This is a genomic window from Rhodoferax sp. (genome assembly GCF_013297935.1).
GTDB lineage: Bacteria > Pseudomonadota > Gammaproteobacteria > Burkholderiales > Burkholderiaceae_C > Allorhodoferax.
Genome location: NZ_JAAFIX010000002.1, coordinates 232,737 through 250,957 on the forward strand (window position 1 = coordinate 232,737; position 18,221 = coordinate 250,957).

General features: G+C 56.1%; 17 protein-coding genes. All 17 read right to left on the reverse strand.

The window, feature by feature from the left end; translation table 11 throughout:
• Positions 1-20 precede the first annotated feature (20 nt).
• The 17 genes from QZW03_RS04345 to uppS all read right to left on the reverse strand — a co-directional run bounded on the left by QZW03_RS04345 (position 21) and on the right by uppS (position 18,213).
• Positions 21-461, reverse strand: coding sequence for a DUF4149 domain-containing protein (locus tag QZW03_RS04345; protein WP_296508639.1), 441 nt, complete (start codon positions 459-461; stop codon positions 21-23).
• Entirely contained in the window at positions 461-937 is a 477-nt protein-coding gene (gene greA, locus QZW03_RS04350) for a transcription elongation factor GreA (RefSeq protein ID WP_296508640.1), read from the reverse strand. Before greA ends, QZW03_RS04345 begins: the two co-directional genes overlap by 1 nt.
• A 109-nt stretch (positions 938-1,046) precedes the next feature.
• Positions 1,047-4,301 (reverse strand): carbamoyl-phosphate synthase large subunit, encoded by a 3,255-nt coding sequence (gene carB, locus QZW03_RS04355; protein ID WP_296508642.1) that lies wholly within the window; start codon positions 4,299-4,301, stop codon positions 1,047-1,049.
• Positions 4,302-4,352: 51 nt separating this feature from the next.
• Positions 4,353-5,021, reverse strand: a complete 669-nt coding sequence (gene leuE, locus QZW03_RS04360; protein ID WP_296508644.1) for a leucine efflux protein LeuE — start codon at positions 5,019-5,021, stop codon at positions 4,353-4,355.
• A gap of 5 nt (positions 5,022-5,026) precedes the next feature.
• Positions 5,027-6,196, reverse strand: a complete 1,170-nt coding sequence (carA, locus tag QZW03_RS04365) for a glutamine-hydrolyzing carbamoyl-phosphate synthase small subunit (RefSeq protein ID WP_296508646.1) — start codon at positions 6,194-6,196, stop codon at positions 5,027-5,029.
• 177 nt (positions 6,197-6,373) lie between these two features.
• Positions 6,374-7,150, reverse strand: a complete 777-nt coding sequence (locus QZW03_RS04370; RefSeq protein ID WP_296508648.1) for an RNA methyltransferase — start codon at positions 7,148-7,150, stop codon at positions 6,374-6,376.
• 8 nt (positions 7,151-7,158) lie between these two features.
• Positions 7,159-7,794, reverse strand: coding sequence for a ribonuclease HII (gene rnhB, locus QZW03_RS04375; protein ID WP_296508650.1), 636 nt, complete (start codon positions 7,792-7,794; stop codon positions 7,159-7,161).
• Complete coding sequence (gene lpxB, locus QZW03_RS04380; RefSeq protein ID WP_296508652.1) at positions 7,766-8,941, reverse strand: lipid-A-disaccharide synthase; 1,176 nt, start codon at positions 8,939-8,941, stop codon at positions 7,766-7,768. The genes rnhB and lpxB overlap by 29 nt, the downstream gene beginning before the upstream one ends.
• 21 nt (positions 8,942-8,962) lie before the next feature.
• Positions 8,963-9,757 carry an acyl-ACP--UDP-N-acetylglucosamine O-acyltransferase gene (lpxA, locus tag QZW03_RS04385; RefSeq protein WP_296508654.1) on the reverse strand — a complete coding sequence of 265 codons (795 nt, stop codon included), beginning with the start codon at positions 9,755-9,757 and terminating at the stop codon, positions 8,963-8,965.
• 9 nt (positions 9,758-9,766) lie between these two features.
• On the reverse strand, positions 9,767-10,207 hold the full coding sequence (gene fabZ, locus QZW03_RS04390) for a 3-hydroxyacyl-ACP dehydratase FabZ (protein ID WP_296508656.1): 441 nt from the start codon (positions 10,205-10,207) through the stop codon (positions 9,767-9,769).
• On the reverse strand, positions 10,204-11,187 hold the full coding sequence (gene lpxD, locus QZW03_RS04395; protein WP_296508972.1) for a UDP-3-O-(3-hydroxymyristoyl)glucosamine N-acyltransferase: 984 nt from the start codon (positions 11,185-11,187) through the stop codon (positions 10,204-10,206). The genes fabZ and lpxD overlap by 4 nt, the downstream gene beginning before the upstream one ends.
• A gap of 24 nt (positions 11,188-11,211) precedes the next feature.
• Positions 11,212-11,721: an OmpH family outer membrane protein gene (locus tag QZW03_RS04400; RefSeq protein ID WP_296508657.1), complete on the reverse strand. Its 510-nt coding sequence runs from the start codon at positions 11,719-11,721 to the stop codon at positions 11,212-11,214.
• Positions 11,721-13,991, reverse strand: a complete 2,271-nt coding sequence (gene bamA / locus QZW03_RS04405; protein WP_296508973.1) for an outer membrane protein assembly factor BamA — start codon at positions 13,989-13,991, stop codon at positions 11,721-11,723. Before bamA ends, QZW03_RS04400 begins: the two co-directional genes overlap by 1 nt.
• A 73-nt stretch (positions 13,992-14,064) precedes the next feature.
• On the reverse strand, positions 14,065-15,417 hold the full coding sequence (rseP, locus tag QZW03_RS04410; RefSeq protein ID WP_296508659.1) for an RIP metalloprotease RseP: 1,353 nt from the start codon (positions 15,415-15,417) through the stop codon (positions 14,065-14,067).
• A 16-nt stretch (positions 15,418-15,433) separates the two neighbouring features.
• Positions 15,434-16,621, reverse strand: coding sequence for a 1-deoxy-D-xylulose-5-phosphate reductoisomerase (gene ispC / locus QZW03_RS04415; RefSeq protein WP_296508663.1), 1,188 nt, complete (start codon positions 16,619-16,621; stop codon positions 15,434-15,436).
• A gap of 11 nt (positions 16,622-16,632) precedes the next feature.
• On the reverse strand, positions 16,633-17,478 hold the full coding sequence (locus QZW03_RS04420; RefSeq protein WP_296508664.1) for a phosphatidate cytidylyltransferase: 846 nt from the start codon (positions 17,476-17,478) through the stop codon (positions 16,633-16,635).
• Positions 17,479-17,505: 27 nt separating this feature from the next.
• Positions 17,506-18,213, reverse strand: coding sequence for a polyprenyl diphosphate synthase (gene uppS / locus QZW03_RS04425; RefSeq protein ID WP_296508665.1), 708 nt, complete (start codon positions 18,211-18,213; stop codon positions 17,506-17,508).
• Positions 18,214-18,221 lie beyond the last annotated feature (8 nt).

The window sequence follows — 18,221 nt, forward strand, 5'->3', positions numbered from 1 at the left end:
AGCTACATGCTCCGGTTTTTTTATGTCTGGTCGGTTGGTGATGTGGGCTGAGCCGCGAGGGCCGCAATCATTTTCTGCAAGACCACCAGCGCGCACACCCACTGCGCAAAGTACATGGCGCTACCCACGCGGTGCCACACAGCGAGGTTTTCGCGGGCAACGATGCGCGGCGCTACCGCCAACTCCACCAGCAAGGCCAGCAGAACTCCCGCCACTACAAAAAGTGTAGCAGCCTGCGCATATTCAACGGGGACCAACTGGCGATTTGACCTGAAAGTCATCAACAACATGGCGCCACAGGCGACCGACAGCCACGTTTGTGCACCGAACAACTTGGCCGCCATCTGGCCGGCCATAGCCGGCGTCGGCAGGTGGACAAACAGCATGGGCACCACCAAAAAACCGAGCATGGTGAGCGCCATGGCCCACGCGGCCGCCAACCAGACGGGAAGCTGACGCATCAGATGTAGTGGACCGCCACCACCTCATAGGAGCGCTCACCACCGGGGGCTTGCACTACGGCTGTGTCGCCCACCTCTTTGCCGATCAAGGCGCGGGCAATCGGGCTACCGATATTGATAAGACCTTGCTTCAGGTCTGCCTCATCCTCGCCCACGATCTGGTACTTGACGGGTTGACCGCTGTCTTCGTCTTCCAGCTCCACCGTTGCACCAAAAACGACGCGCCCTTCGGCCTGGATCGATGCCGGATCAATCACCTGAGCGGCGGACAACTTGCCCTCCACCTCCTGGATGCGGCCTTCAATAAAGCCTTGGCGCTCTTTGGCAGCGTCGTAGTCCGCGTTCTCGCTGAGGTCGCCCTGGGCACGGGCTTCAGCAATCGCCTGAATCACCGAGGGGCGCTCGACGGTCTTGAGTTTGTGCAGCTCGGCCTTGAGCATTTCTGCGCCGCGCTTGGTAATGGGATAGGTTGCCATGATGTCTCTAGCTAGGTTTTACGGAGCCTCAAAGTACAAGGACAGTGCGGCGCTTGCGCGCGGCACTGTCCTATGCGGTTGGCATGATTATGCCAATGATTGAAAAGAATTACGCCAATAGTTCGGCGTGCATCTCCTGCACGGAAATCACGTCGAGGCTATCGAGGTACTTCATGCCTTCGACCGCAGCTTCCGCGCCTGCAATCGTGGTGTAGGTGGTCACGCGTGCCAACAAAGCAGAGGTCCGGATCAAACGGGAGTCCGCGATGGCGTTGCGGCGCTCTTCCACCGTGTTCACCACCATGGAAATTTCTTCGTTTTTGATGGTGTCCACGATGTGGGGGCGGCCTTCGGTCACTTTGTTGACCACGCCGCAGGCCACGCCAGCCGCGTTGATAGCTGCTGCAGTGCCCTTGGTGGCCACCACTTCAAAGCCCAAGCCGACCAACTTGCGCGCGACCTCTACTGCACGGGGCTTGTCGGCTTGTTTGACCGAGATAAATGCTTTGCCGCCGCGTGGCAGCTTCGCGCCAGCACCCAATTGGCTCTTCACAAAGGCTTCGCCAAAGGTCTTGCCGACTCCCATGACCTCACCGGTGGATTTCATTTCAGGTCCGAGGATGGTGTCCACGCCCGGGAACTTCACAAAGGGGAACACAGCTTCTTTCACGCTGAAGTAAGGAGGTGTTACTTCTTTGCTGATGCCCTGGCTTGCCAAAGACTGGCCGGCCATGCAGCGCGCTGCGACCTTGGCCAGCTGGATACCGGTGGCCTTGGAAACAAAAGGCACGGTGCGGCTGGCGCGAGGGTTCACTTCCAACACGTAGATCACGTCTTTGCCGTCTACGTTTTGAATCGCAAACTGCACGTTCATCAAACCCACCACGTTCAAGGCACCGGCCATGGCCTTGGTTTGGCGCTTGATTTCATCAACAGTATCGGCGTGCAGGCTGTACGGGGGCAGCGAGCAGGCGGAGTCGCCGCTGTGCACGCCAGCTTGTTCAATGTGTTCCATTACGCCGCCGATGAAGGTAGCGCCGGTGCTGTCACGGATGCAGTCCACATCGCACTCGATGGCGTCGTTCAGGAAACGGTCGAGCAGCACAGGGCTGTCGTTGCTGACCTTGACCGCTTCGCGCATGTAACGCTCCAGATCGCGCTGCTCATGAACGATTTCCATCGCACGGCCACCCAACACGTAGCTGGGGCGCACGACCAAGGGGTAACCCAGTGCAGCAGCTTTTTCCAGCGCTTCGGGCTCGGTGCGGGCTGTGGCATTGGGCGGCTGACGCAGGTTGAGTGCGTGCAACAGCTTTTGGAAACGCTCGCGGTCTTCGGCCGCGTCGATCATGTCGGGTGTAGTGCCGATGATGGGCACGCCGTTGGCTTCGAGATCGAGCGCGAGCTTCAAAGGCGTTTGGCCACCGTATTGCACGATCACGCCGACCGGCTTTTCTTTGTCCACGATTTCCAACACGTCTTCAAGCGTCAAAGGCTCAAAGTACAGGCGGTCGGAAGTGTCGTAGTCAGTGGACACCGTCTCGGGGTTACAGTTGACCATGATGGTCTCGTAGCCGTCTTCGCGCATAGCCAAAGCGGCATGCACGCAGCAGTAGTCAAACTCAATACCCTGGCCGATACGGTTAGGCCCGCCACCCAGCACCATGATTTTTTTGTTGTTGGTGGGAGCCGCCTCGCACTCGGCTCCATCTGCCTCGTAGGTGGAGTACAGGTAAGCGGTATTCGTGGCGAACTCAGCGGCGCAGGTGTCCACGCGCTTGTACACCGGGCGCACGCCCAGCGCACGGCGCTTCTCACGCACAGCTTTGTCCGTGGTTTTGAACTGCTTGGCCAAGCGACGATCGGAGAAGCCCTTTTGCTTCAGGCCGCGCAGTGTGGCTGCATCAATCTTGTCCAAGGCGGTGCCGCTTGCGGGCTGGGGCAGGCGCTCAATTTCAAGCTCCAGCTTCACGATCTGCTCGATCTGCACCAGGAACCAGGGGTCGATCTTGGTAAGCGCAAACACTTCGTCCACGCTCATGCCCTGGGCAAATGCATCACCCACGTACCAGATACGCTCAGGGCCGGGCTCGCCCAGTTCTTTTTCCAGGACTTCGCGGTCTTGAGTTTTCTCGTTCATGCCGTCCACACCGACTTCCAGGCCGCGCAGGGCTTTCTGGAACGACTCTTGGAAGGTGCGACCCATGGCCATCACCTCGCCCACCGACTTCATCTGGGTCGTCAAGCGGCTGTCGGCTGTCGGGAATTTTTCGAACGCAAAGCGTGGGATTTTGGTAACCACATAGTCGATGCTGGGCTCGAACGACGCGGGGGTAGCACCACCCGTGATGTCGTTGCGCAACTCGTCGAGGGTAAAGCCCACCGCCAACTTGGCAGCCACCTTGGCAATTGGGAAACCAGTGGCTTTGGAAGCCAATGCAGAGGAACGCGACACACGCGGATTCATCTCGATCACCACCATGCGGCCATCGACCGGGTTGATGGAGAACTGCACGTTGGAACCACCCGTGTCCACACCGATTTCGCGCAACACTGCCAACGAGGCATTGCGCAGGATCTGGTATTCCTTGTCGGTCAAGGTTTGCGCGGGGGCCACGGTAATGGAGTCACCGGTGTGCACACCCATGGGGTCCAGGTTTTCGATGGAGCAAACGATGATGCAGTTGTCCGCCTTGTCGCGCACCACTTCCATCTCGTATTCTTTCCAGCCGAGCAGCGACTCTTCAATCAGCAGCTCATTGGTAGGCGAAGCTTCCAGGCCGCGCTTGCAGATGGTTTCGAACTCTTCGGAGTTGTAGGCGATACCGCCACCGGTACCACCCAGTGTGAAGCTGGGGCGAATAACAGTGGGGAAACCCAGCGTTTTTTGCACCGACCAAGCTTCGTCCATGCTGTGAGCAATGCCGGAACGCGCAGAACCCAGACCGATTTTGGTCATGGCGTCCTTGAACTTGAGGCGGTCTTCCGCCTTGTCGATGGCCTCGGGCGTCGCGCCGATCAGCTCAACCTTGTACTTGTCCAACACGCCGTGGTGCCACAGGTCCAACGCACAGTTCAGTGCCGTCTGGCCACCCATGGTGGGCAAAATCGCATCCGGCTTTTCCTTGGCGATGATCTTTTCGACCGTTTGCCAGGTAATGGGCTCGATATAAGTGACGTCGGCAGTGGCCGGATCCGTCATGATCGTGGCAGGGTTGCTGTTGATCAAGATGACTTTGTAGCCCTCTTCACGCAAAGCTTTACACGCTTGCACGCCGGAATAATCGAACTCACAGGCCTGCCCGATGATGATGGGGCCGGCGCCGATGATGAGAATGCTTTTGATGTCGGTACGTTTTGGCATGGTGGACTCTTAGCTTTAGGGCTTTTTAGTTTTTAATCAAATCGATCAGGGTCAGCTCAAGCTGGCGGTTGCCAGCTTGGCGCCGAACCAGACAAACAGGCCACCCACGGCACTGGACAAGGCGGCACTCAGTCGCTTGCGGCGGCTGAAACCTTGGGCCAATCGGGCGCCTGCAAAAATCAGGGCAGACAGGTAGACAGCGCTAAACACCATGATGATGGCGCTGAGAATCAGAAAAGGCACTGCGGGCGTGTCATAGGCAGGGTCAATGAACTGCACAAAGAACGACAGCAAAAATAGAATCGCCTTGGGGTTGAGCAAGCTGATGACCAGCGCGCGCTTGAAAGGCTGCTGCAAATGCCTCGTGGCCTCGGCCACCGGGCTGGCGCTTGCGGCTTGCGCTGCTTGGGAACTACGCCATTTGCGAATCGCATCGCGGACCAGGTTCAGGCCCACCCAAGCGAGATAGGCCGCGCCGGCATACTTGACCACCATGAACAACGCGGGATAAGTGCGCAACAAGCCTGCTGCACCGAGTGCAGTGAGCAACAACAAAATGGTGTCACCCACAAACACGCCCATCGCGCCCTGGTAGCCCGCTTTAACCCCGCGCACGGTAGCCACCGACAACACGAACAAAGAGTTAGGCCCGGGCAACAAAATGATGCCCAAAGCGCCCAACACATAGGTCCAGAGGTCGGTGACGCCGTAGAAGCTCATGGTGCTTACGCGGCCTTCTTTTCCATCTCGCGGATGAAACGGTCAAACAGATAGCCGATGTCATGCGGCCCCGGCGATGCCTCCGGGTGACCCTGGAAACAAAACGCCGGCTTGTCGGTGCGCTCCAAGCCTTGGAGTGTGCCGTCGAACAAGCTCACATGGGTTGCACGCATGTTGGCAGGCAGAGACTTTTCATCGACCGCAAAACCGTGGTTCTGGCTGGTGATGGAGACTTGGCCACTGTCGAGGTCTTTGACCGGGTGGTTGGCACCGTGGTGACCAAACTTCATTTTGAAAGTCTTGGCACCACTGGCCAGCGCCATGATCTGGTGACCCAGGCAGATACCAAATGTCGGAATGCCGGTTTCGATCAGCTCTTTGGCGGCAGCGATCGCGTAATCGCATGGCTCCGGATCGCCGGGTCCGTTGGACAAAAACACTCCTGTCGGCTTGAGTTTGAGCACGTCGGCGGCAGAAATTTGCGCAGGCACCACGGTGACCTTGCAGCCGCGCTCAGCCAACATGCGCAAGATATTTTTCTTGACGCCGAAGTCGTAGGCCACCACATGAAATTTGGGGGCAGTTTGCTGGCCATAGCCCTTGCCCAACGTCCACTCGGCTTCGGTCCATGTGTAGCTATCCTTGCTGGACACCACCTTGGCCAGGTCGAGGCCGGCCATGCTGGGCGCGCCTTTGGCAGCCGCGACCGCCTTTTCGATAGCCTCTTTGGTGACCGACTCGCCGGCAGATAGCGCGAGAATGCAGCCATTCTGGGCACCGTGGGTGCGCAGTTGGCGGGTCAGTTGGCGGGTATCAATATTGGCAATCGCCACGGTGCCCTCGGCAACCAAGTACTCGGTCAACGTTTGGGTTTTGCGGAAATTGCTGGCCACCAAAGGCAGGTCTTTGATGATCAAGCCGGCTGCGAAGACCTTGTGGGACTCCACGTCTTCGGGGTTGACACCGTAGTTGCCGATGTGGGGGTAAGTCAGGGTGACGATCTGCTGGCAGTAGCTAGGGTCCGTGAGGATTTCCTGGTAGCCGGTCATGGAGGTGTTGAACACAACTTCGCCGACCGTGGAGCCTGCGGCTCCAATGGAATTGCCAATATAGACCGTGCCGTCTGCGAGCGCCAGGATGGCGGGTGGGGTGGTTCCCTTAAGAGACAAGAGCACTGGTTTCTCCGAATGTTTTACGGGTACGCCCAAACGCGCTCAAGACAGACTCTTGGCGGGTGCCGCGCAGGAATAGACCCGGCGGGTGCTTTTTTAGTGAGGGAATGTTGCTTGAACTGCGCTTGGGACGGCTGTTTTCTGGAAAGCCTCCCATTATAGCCGAGGGCTAACCCTGATTCAGGTTTGCGCAAGTTTCAAGCTGCTGGCATGCAGACAAATGGCTGCAGCAGCCGCCACATTCAAAGACTCCTCGCCCCCGGGCTGCCCGATGCGGGCAAACACGGTTGCACGCGCCATGAGTGCATCAGAAACTCCCTGCCCTTCGTGCCCCATGGCCCAGGCACAAGGATGCGGCAGCTCGAGGCGCTGCACGAGGTCGCCCTGGTGCGAGCTGGTGACAACCAAGGGAACTTGCAGAACCTCTAAATCAGCGAGCTCAAGCCCCTCCAGCAGTTGCAGCCCGAAATGCGCCCCCATGCCGGCGCGCAGAACCTTAGGGCTCCAGAGTGCAGCAGCCCCCTTGAGGGCCAGCACTTGACGGAAACCAAAAGCACCTGCGCTGCGCAAAATAGACCCCACATTGCCGGCGTCCTGAACCCGGTCCAGAATGACCGTTGCGGCCTGAGGATCAATCGCTGCCACCGGAGGCAGATTGATCAAAAACCCCACCCGGGCGGGCGACTCCAAGCTGCTTATTTCTCGAAACAAGGCATCCGGAATTACTATTATTTTGATAGCTGCCTGCGCATATTCTGCGGGGGCTGAAGGCCAAAAAGACTCTGAAACCACCATGACCGCAGGCCCCACTCCGCGGGTCAGGGCCGCACTGCACAAGTGATCGCCCTCAATCCAGAAGCGCCCTGCTTTACGGTAAGCGGTATTGTCAGCAGTGAGTTTTTTCAGCTCTTTGAGGAAGGAATTTTCGCGTGAGCTAATAAATACGGGTTCGGTCATAAAAAGGCCTACAGCACCCGTGTTACCGGCGCAAAGGTTTTCCGGTGCTCGGGGCAGGCACCATGGGTTTGAAGGGCTGCGAGGTGCATGGCGGTTCCGTAGCCCTTGTGAGTGGCAAAACCGTATTGGGGGTATCGGGCGTCCAACTCCGCACACCAGCGGTCGCGGGTCACCTTGGCCAGTATGGAGGCGGCTGAAATCGCTGGCACGGTGGCATCCCCCTTGACAATGGCTTCCGCCAAAACATCCAGCACAGGCAAGCGATTGCCATCGACCAGCACTTTGGCTGGCTTGAGCCGCAGGCCCTCTACCGCGCGGCGCATGGCCAGCAGGGTCGCTTGCAGAATATTGATTTCATCGATCTCTTCGACCGTGGCCTGCGCAATGGAGCAGCACAAAGCCTTGGCACGGATCTCGTCAAACAGCTTCTCACGGCGGGCCGCAGTCAGCTTTTTTGAGTCATTCAAGCCGGCAATAGGACGCAAATCATCCAGGATGACCGCCGCAGCCACGACGGGGCCGGCCAGCGGGCCCCGCCCTGCCTCATCTACACCGGCCATCAGGCCCGGCAAGTCCCAGCTGAGGGCCACTTGCTGCACCGCGGGAAGTGCTGAATTAGCTTTGGAGGACTTTTTCAATGGCATCGGTCGCAAGTGTGGCGGTGTCGCGCTGCAGGTCAGTGTGCAACGCGCGGAAGGTGTTTTGGAGTGCCTCTATTTTCGCAGGCTCGCTGCGCGCGGCATCTAACCACTCCAGGGCGGCGGCGGCCAAGGCTGCCGGACTAGCCGCATCCTGCAAAAGCTCTGGCACCACAAACTTGCGGCACAAAATATTGGGCAATCCCACCCAAGGCTGCAGACGTTTGCGCCGCATGATTTGCCATGACAGCCAAGACATGTGGTACCCGATGACCATGGGGCGCTTGAATAGAGCCGCCTCCAGCGTGGCGGTTCCGCTGGCAATCAAGGTGACATCGCAGGCCGCCAAGGCAGTGTGACTTTGCCCGGTCAACAGTTGCAAACGATTTGCGATACCGCTGCGCTGCGCCAAGGCCTGAATCTCAGGTAACAGGCCCGGCACCGAAGGCACTATAAATTTAATAGCAGTACGCGCTTTCAGCATAAGGGCTGCAGCCTGAAAGAACCTCAAAGCCAAGTGCCGGATCTCGGACTGCCGACTGCCCGGCAAGATGGCAACCACCTCATCCTCCGGCTGCAGGTCGAGTATCCGTCGGGCTGCCGCTTTGTCGGGCTCCATGGGAATGACGTTCGCCAGGGGATGGCCCACAAAGGTTGACGCAATGCCGTGAGCAGCCAATAACTCGGGTTCAAAAGGGAAAATGCACAGCACATGGTCAGTGCTCTGGCGGAGTTTTTCAACCCGCTCCAGGCGCCATGCCCAGATGGACGGGCACACGAAATGCACCGTCTTGATACCTTGCTGCCGCAGGCGCGCTTCCAAGGCCAGATTGAAGTCGGGGGCATCCACGCCGATGAACACGTCCGGCTTATCTGCCAGCAAACGGTCCCCGATTGCAGCGCGGATTCCCACGATCTCGCGGTAGCGCCTCAAAAGCTCCCAGCTGAACCCATGCACTGCCAATTTGTGGTGAGGCCACCAAGCCTCGAAACCATGCTGCGCCATATGCGGGCCGCCGATGCCATGCGATTTTGCAGAGGGCCAGCGCTGCCGGATTCCCGCCAATAACAGGCCAGCCAACAGGTCACCGGACGCCTCACCCGCAACGAGCGCTGTTCTCGGCTGCGCCCCTATTGACACACTAGTTGGCATGACCGACACACAGCGCTGCGCTCAGCGCACGATTCCGCGCTGGGCCGACACGCCGGCCAGGAAGCCATTCATCATGGCCACGTCCGGCGCTGTTTCGGGGCGGTCCACAGCCAGTGCTGCGATACGCTCTTTAGACTGCTCCAAAGTGAGGTCATCACGATAAAGTGCCTTGTGAATGGCTTTCACACCGGAGATGCGCTCAGTGGTCCAGCCGCGGCGGCGCAAGCCCTCAAAATTCATGGAGCGAGCAGCAGCCGGCTGCCCTTGGCACATGACAAAGGGAGGCAAGTCCGCAAAAAGCAGCGAGCACATGGCGCTCATGCTGTGCGCGCCAAGCCGCACAAACTGGTGCACCACCGTGAAGCCACCCAAGATGACCCAATCCTCCACGTGCACATGGCCCGCCAGTTGCGAGTTGTTTGCAAAAATAACGTGATCACCCACGATGCAGTCGTGGGCCAGATGGACATAGGCCATGATCCAGTTGTCATTGCCCACGCGGGTCACACCGGCATCGCCGGGGGAACCGATATTGAAGGTGCAAAACTCGCGGATCGTGTTGCGGTCACCAATGATCAACTCGCAAGGTTCACCCGCGTACTTTTTGTCTTGAGGAATAGCCCCCAAGGAATTGAATTGGAAAATCCTGTTGTCACGACCGATGGTGGTGTGCCCCTCGATCACGCAATGCGGGCCGACCGTCGTGCTGGCACCGATACGGACATGGGGACCGATGACGGTATAGGGGCCGACAGTGACCGAGCTGTCCAGCTCTGCGCCCGGCGAAACGATCGCGGTAGGGTGAACGTTTGACACGCCTGTACCTCAGGAAATGGCGCGCATGGCGCAGGTGAGCTCGGCCTCACAGGCGAGCTCTTCTCCGACCATGGCGCTGGCTTTGAATTTGAAAATTCCTGCTTTCATGCGCAGCATTTCGACATTGAGCGTGAGTTGATCGCCGGGCTCAACTGGGCGCTTGAAGCGCGCGCCATCGATACCGGCAAAGTAGTACACCATCTCGTCATTGGGGGAGGTGTCCAAAGCGTCGAATGCAAGCAGTGCTGCGGCTTGCGCAAGGGCTTCGAGCATCAACACACCCGGCATTACCGGGCGATGCGGAAAGTGCCCTTCAAAAAATGGCTCGTTGATGGTGACATTTTTCAGTGCCTTGATGGTTTTGCCTTTTTCCAGCGCCAACACCCGATCCACCAAAAGAAAGGGATAACGATGCGGCAACTGCTTCAAAATTTTGTGGATATCCATCATGACTTGTTCTCTTTTTCTAAAGTTTTAATACGGTCGCGCAGGCTATGCAATTGCTTCAATGAAGCCGCATTGCGCTCCCAGTTTGCGTTCTCATCGATCGGGAACATTCCCGTGTAATGGCCTGGCTTGTGAATCGATTTGCTGACTACGGTTGCCGCCGAAATGTGCACCCCTGGCGCTAAAGTCAAGTGCCCCAAGATGATCGCGCCCCCACCGACCGTGCAGCCCGCACCAATAGTGGCGGAACCTGCCACACCGACACATCCGGCCATGGCTGTGTGGGCGCCGATCCGCACGTTGTGACCGATCTGGATGAGGTTGTCCAATTTGACGCCATCTTCAATCACCGTATCCTGAAGTGCGCCACGATCGATGCAGGTGTTGGCACCGATTTCGACATCGTTTCCGATCACGACGGCCCCCAGCTGTTCAATTTTTTCCCAACGGGCACCATCCAATGCAAAGCCGAATCCATCGGCACCAATAACGACGCCTGAATGGACAATACAACGCTCACCGACATGACAGTCCTCACCCACACTCACCCGGGACTTGAGGACTGTGTGCGCACCTACTGAAGCACCTGCTTCGATGACACACAAAGGGCCTATACGTGCCGTAGATGCCACCCGTGCATCTGGATGGACGACCGCGGTCGGGTGAACCAGTGGCTCATGGGCAGTAGAACGCGCGGTCCATTGCCGCCAGAGTTGGGTCAGGCGCGCAAAGTACAGATACGGGTTGGGGGTAACAATGCACACACCCCGCTGCGTCGCTGCTCCTGCCATGGCCGGGCTGACAATCACGCAAGCCGCTTGGGACAACGCCAGCTGCTGCTGGTACCTGGGATTGCTCAGGAAACTGACATCTTGTGCTGTAGCCGACTCAAGAGGAGCCAACCCTGAAACCATGACCTCGCCGGAGCCGACAAGCTCTCCCCCGAGGCTCGCAATCAGGGAGGAGAGTGGAAAGGAATTCACATGAGACGAGACTTGCGACAAAGCTTATTTTGCGCCTTGGTTAAGGATCTTCAACACCTTCTCGGTGATGTCGTGACGGGGGCTGCTGTAGACGACTTCCTGGATCACGATGTCGTACTTTTCTTCCATCGCGACTTGCTTCACCGCTTTGTTGGCTTTATCCAAGACTTGTTGCAGCTCTTCGTTCCTACGACCATTCAGGTCTTCTTGAAATTCGCGCTGCTTACGCTGAAAGTCGCGGTTTTGCTCTGCGAATTCTTTTTGACGCGTGGTGCGCTGCGCTTCAGACATCGCGGGCGCATCGCGCTCAAACTTGTCACTCATGGACTTCAGCGACTGCTGGACATCACCCAAGTCTTTCTGACGCTTAGAAAACTCCTGCTCCAACTTCGCTTGGGCCGCTTTAGCCGGAGCAGACTCCGTTGTGATGCGCTGGGTGTTGATGTAGCCGACTTTGGACTCTTGCGCAAAGGTGCTGCACATCGCCAACGACATGATGGCTGCCAACGCCCATTTGACTTGTACTGTTTTCATTAAAAAGTGGTTCCAATTTGGAATTGAATATTTTGCATTTTATCTGCGTCGAACTTGGAAAGAGGACGGGCCAAGGCAAGTCGCAATGGACCCACCGGGGATATCCAACTGATACCCACTCCAAACGATGCCCGCATTTCGGACAGCTGAATAGACTCTTCGGGCGCGTAAATGCCGCCGGCGTCTACGAAAACAAAGGCCCGCAAAGTACGGTCATTGCCGCCGCCCGGAAGTGGAGACAACAGCTCTGCGTTGAAAACAACTTTTTTAGCTCCGCCGGTTGCGGTAAGCGAAACCGCTCTCTGGGCGGCAGTCGTAAGACTTCCCTGCTCAAAGCCTCGCACAGAACCTAGGCCACCGAGGTAGTAGTTCTTGAAAATCGGATAAGAGCTGGAGCCGGTTGCAGCGCCCACTGACAACTCACTGTTGAAAGCTGCGGTTACTTTGCGTGTCACCGGAACGAATTGCTGATACTGCGCAGTGCCCCGAACGTAACGCATGTCACCACCCACACTCCACTCGCCGTTCGTACGAATGACTTTGCCGGAACTTGGTACCAAGGCACTATCGCGGGTGTCACGAGACCAACCCACGGTCAAAGGTACTGCCGTAGCACTGAACCCGAATTCCTTGGCGTAGTCTTCATACACTGTCGGGAGAAAAGTTCCAGGAATGATCCGGGTCTTATCAACACCCAAGCCGAAAAACACTGTATCGGAGTCTGAAAATGGCACCCCGAAACGCACCCCTAATCCGGTGGTTTCGATCGCATAGGTGTTTACATCATCGTAGGGGCGCGAGGTACGTTGGTACAGGTCAAACGTCCGCGAAACACCATCGTCCGTAAAGTAAGGGTTGGTGGTGCTGAGCACCACAGTCCGGTTAGCCCTACTGGTGTTGACCTCGATACCTAACGAGTTACCGGAGCCAAACGCGTTTTCCTGCTTGAAGCCGAAGGACAAACCCAAGCCGTCTGCACTGGAGATACCGGCACCCAAACTGATACTGCCTGTAGGCTTCTCTACAACTGTGATGGTGAGGTCCACTTGATCAGGAGATCCAGCAACCTCTTGGGTGTCTATGCCCACATTGGTGAAGTATCCTAGCCGATCGACCCGATTCCGGGATTGCCGGATTTTCTCTCCGTCGTACCAAGCCGCCTCAAGCTGGCGGAACTCGCGTCGGATCACTTCATCTCTGGTCCGGTCGTTTCCGGCAACATTGATACGACGCACATAGACTCTGCGGGATGGCTCCCCCACTAGCGTGATCTCAACGCGATTGGTAGCGCGGTCAATGTCCGTGCGTGCCTCTGCCCGCGCGAAAGCGTAACCGAAGTTAGCAAAGTAATCTGTGAATGCCTTGGTTGTTTGGGCAACGTCCGTCGCGTTGTACGGCTCACCCGCTTTGATCGTGACCAAGGACTGGAATTCAGACTCTTTCCCTAAAAAGTTTCCTGCCAATTTGATCTTGGAGACGGCAAATTGTTCACCTTCGGTGATGTTCAACGTAATAGCGATGTCTTTCTTGTCCGGAGAAATTGCCACTTGTGTAGAGTCCAGCTTGAACTCTAAAAAGCCTCTCGCGAGGTAAAAAGAACGCAGAGTCTCCACATCAGCATTTAACTTAGTGCGCGCGTAGCGGTTGGACTTGGTGTACCAGCTCAGCCAGCTGCCTGTATCCGAGTCAAACAAACCACGCAAAGTGTCAGACGAAAAGGATTTGTTGCCGACGATCGAAATTTCACTGATCTTCGCGGTATCCCCCTCCGTGACAGCGAAGCTTACGTTGACGCGATTCCGCTCGATAGGCGTGACCGTTGTCACGATTTCGACGGCGTACATGCTCTTGCTGATGTATTGTTTTTTCAACTCTTGTTCAGCGCGATCGACTAGCGCCTTATCGAAGGGTCGACCATCGGCCAAACCAATGTCACGCAGTGCACGCTTCAGAACATCTTTGTCAAATTCACGATTGCCGGAAAAGTCCACATCGGCAACGCTCGGACGCTCTTCAACGATAACCACAACTACGCCGTTGTTACTTTCAATGCGAACATCCTTGAAGAGACCCAGAGCAAAAAGCGCTCGGATAGACGCCGCAGCTTTTTCATCGGAATAGGAGTCTCCGACACGAACTGGAATTGAGGCGAAGACCGTGCCTGCCTCTACACGTTGAAGGCCCTCTACCCGAATGTCCTTTACCGAGAAGGGCTCAATGGCCCATGCATTCTGGATGAGCAGTGATAACAAACTGCCTACCGCAACCACACGGATATTGCGGCCGCTACGTTTCAAAATATTCAATTTGAATCTCCGGGGGTCAAGGTGGCCAAGACTCTGGCTAACCCAAGATTTGCTGGATGTCGTTGTAAAAAGCAATGACCATCATCGCCAACAAAAGCGTGATTCCCACGCGTTGCATGTGCTCCCACCATCTTGCGGGAACGGGACGGCCGGTAACAGCTTCCCAAAGATAATACATCAGGTGCCCGCCATCCAAAACTGGCAAGGGAAGCAAGTTCAGAACACCCAAACTGATGCTGATAAGGGCAAGAAAACTCACAAACTGGATCAAGCCAAGGGCAGCCGATTTGCCTGCATAGTCGGCTATCGCAATCGGGCCATTCAAATTTTTGAGAGAAACCTCGCCGGTCACCATTTGTGCCATCGTCACCAAAGACATTCGGGCAATATCCCAAGTCTTGACGAGAGCACGTTTGAATCCCTCAAGCAGCCCATAGCGAACGGAAACCATTTCAGGCACTCCGCCAACATAGGCACCGATTCGCCCGAGCACCACACCATTTTTTGACTCTGCCGCGGGCGTGACAGTGAGTTGAATGTCCCGAGAACCCCGCTTCAATTGCCAGTTCATTGGACGTTCAGCAGACATTCGAATGGCTGCCCTCAACGCATAGGCGTCTTTCACAGGAATACTGTCGACATCTGTAACTAAATCACCTGGCAACAGGCCAGCAGAGGCAGCTCTAGATCCGGCACTGACTTCGCCAATTTCAGCCTTAGAAAAAGGAGAGAGCCACCCAATTCTTTGAAACAAAGTTGCATCAACAGCATGGGTAACTTCCCTCGAAAAATCTAGGGAACGAACAAGCGTCCGGCCCCCGGCCTCATCGTCGATGACCTCCAGCAAAAGTACTTTCTGCTTCAAGGCCGCGGTGGTTAACCACCATCTGAACTCTTCGAACGTTTGAACCGGCTCGAGTGAGGCTTCGGTATACCCCGCCTTCACAATACGCTCGCCGCCGGTCCATCCGTTGCTAGAGGCCATAGAGCCAAGCACCGGAGATGGCAATACCGCCACTGCGGCTGTCGTGGACTGCCAGTTCACAACTGAGTACAAAAGAACAGCAAAAAGCAGGTTGACTAACGGCCCTGCTGCGACGATGGCGCTGCGACGATGGAGAGGCTGCTGATCGAAAGCCAAATGACTTTCTTCAGGCCTCACCGTACCTTCTCGCCCGTCAAGCATTTTGACGTAGCCGCCTAAAGGAACGAGGCTGATGACAAATTCAGTACCAGTGGTTTTTGAAGTACGCCCCCAGAGCCGGGGACCGAATCCGATCGAGAAGCGCAACACCTTGACGCCACACAGTCGAGCCACGATGTAGTGCCCCCACTCATGAACAGCTACAAGCAACCCTATTGCAACGAGAAACGCCAAGACGGTTTGCACTCATCCTCCAAATCGCTCAGATCGACCAAGCCTTACAAAACTGAGTTGCCTGACTTCGAGCCTCTGCATCCAGCACCAATAATGAAGGCAGATCCCTAGGTGTGGTGAACGCCAGGGCATCCAAGGTTGCCCGGTTGAGCGAGTAAATTTCGTCAAACCGAATTTTCCGATCCAAAAATGCTGCCACCGCAACTTCGTTGGCTGCGTTTAAAACGGTCGTAGCACCGGATTGACCTTGCAAAGTCTCCCAAGCCAGAAAAAGTCCGGGAAATCGTTCTTGATGCTCCGGGCTTCGGATCGACTCAAATGTCCACGAAGGCATAGATGCAAAGTCCAAGGGCTTGGTTCCCGACTCCACTCTTGTAGGCCACGATAATCCGTACGCGATGGGTCCACGCATATCGGGTGTGCCCAACTGTGCAACCACCGAATGATCCACATACTGAACCATCGAGTGAATGACACTTTGCGGGTGAATCAACACATCAATCTGAGCAGGCTGAACATTGAATAAGAATTTAGCCTCAATGATTTCTAGGGCTTTGTTCATCATGGAAGCAGAGTCCACCGAAATTTTTCGTCCCATGACCCAATTTGGGTGTGCGCATGCCTGCTCCGGGGTTGCCTCTCGGATTTGAGAGGTACTCCAAGTCCTGAACGGACCGCCAGATGCCGTCAAAATCAACTTATCTACAGTTTCGCTCCAGAGTTCTCTCACGTCAGGTAGCGATTGGAAAATGGCGGAATGTTCACTGTCGATCGGCAACAGAGTCGCCCCGCCTTTTTCTACTGCGGCCATAAAAACAGCTCCGCCTACAACCAAAGCCTCTTTATTGGCTAAAAGCAGTCTCTTGCCCGCCAACGCCGCGGCGATGCATGAAGCCAAACCAGCAGCGCCGACGATAGCCGCCATGACGATATCAACGTCGGCGTGTGATGCCACCTCACTCAATGCGTCATGACCCGAGAGCACTTCGGTTGCAGAGCCGAACTGCTTCAACTGAGATTGCAAGCTCAAGGCGCATTGGTCATCGACCATCACCGCATATTGAGGTTTGAACTCGAGACACTGCCTGAGAAGAGCATCTGTGCTTTTGGACGCAGTTAATGCAAAAACTCGAAAGCGTTCTGGATGGCGCCGCAGGACATCCAATGTATTGACTCCGATCGAGCCAGTGGAGCCCAACACCGAAACTTGTTGCATACCTATTCCAATCAAAACGATTGCAGCAACATGGCAAGCGGCAACACGGGTAGAAGTGCGTCGACCCTATCAAGAACCCCGCCATGACCCGGCAAAAGTTGGCTACTGTCCTTCGCGCCCGCAGCTCGTTTGACTAAAGATTCCAACAAATCACCGGCAACGCTCATGCCACCGAGAAACAAAGAGCCCAGCAACAGGTAGACCCAGTGATAGGAAGCCAAAATAGTGAAAATACTATTTGAATCCAGCGCAAAAAAACTATCTGCCCATTGCCAAATGTGAGCAAGAACCAAAACACCCATCAAACCGCCCAATGCGCCTTCCCTGGTTTTACCAGGACTTATGCTGGCCGCGAGCTTGGCATGAATGAACTGTCCGCCAAACCGCCGCCCAGCAAAATACGCCGCAATGTCGGCAACCCAGACCAATGACATCGCGGAAAAAAGAAAATTAATTCCCTTTGATCTGGCACTAACCACCGCCAACCAAGCGGCGCACAGCAAGAGAAAACCAACAAGCTGCCTGACTACGGCCGGTATGTGATTCCAACTGCCGACTCCGGAGCGCAGAAGATAGCCTCCCCCAAAGACCCAAACAATGGCCGAGACAATCCAAATCAGCTGAAGTGCTCCAGGTTCAAGAGGAGCATTCCAAATGAAAATGCAACACATGGCGCATAGCCCCCCCGTGGACAAAGCACTAAAGCCGCTGGCGCCATTGAGTCGTGACCACTCCCAGGCTCCGCAGGCCATCAATATGCCTGCTACAAAAGCGAAGCCCACCGGATCAGGATAAAACACCGAGGGCACCAAAACCAACAAAAGGGCCACGGCCGTGAAAATGCGTAATCGCAGCATGAAAGCCCTTTGAGAAGCGCCCTCGCCCTAAGCGACCTGCGCTGATGTTTTGCCGAATCTACGTTCACGGGCGCTGAAATCTTCAATAGCAGCGTCCAGATCGACCTCCGTGAAGTCAGGCCACAGCTTCGGACTGAAAAGTAGTTCCGAATAGGCGGCCTGCCAGAGCAAAAAGTTACTGATCCGAAACTCCCCGCCCGTACGGATTAGCAGGTCGGGGTCGGGCGATGGATGGGTAACCATTGACTCACCCAGACTCTGTTCCGTAATGGGAAGCCCCTTGGACACCAAGCGGTTTGCAGCTTGAACGATGTCCCAACGGCCGCCATAGTTGAAACAAACGTTCAAACAAAGCGCCGCGTTTCTTTCGGTTTCTAGCTCGGCTGAGGCCAAGATATCATTAACCTTTCCGGACAAGTTCAGCCTCTCTCCTAAAAATCGAAGCTTTACACCTTCCGCGCTCAGCTGAGATACCTCGCGAGCCAGCGCTCCGACCATTAAGTCCATCAGGCCGGAGACCTCTTCTGCAGGTCTATTCCAATTCTCTGAAGAAAAGGCAAAAACTGTGAGCTCAGTCACCCCTCGCGAAGGGCACGCGCGGACGATGCGCTTTAATGCATCTACGCCTTGCTTGTGCCCAGCAAGCCGAGGCAAAAACCGCTTGGATGCCCACCTGCCATTGCCATCCATGACTATGGCGACATGCAGGTTGTCGAGTTTGCGCTCGGTAGCCATGTTTTGGC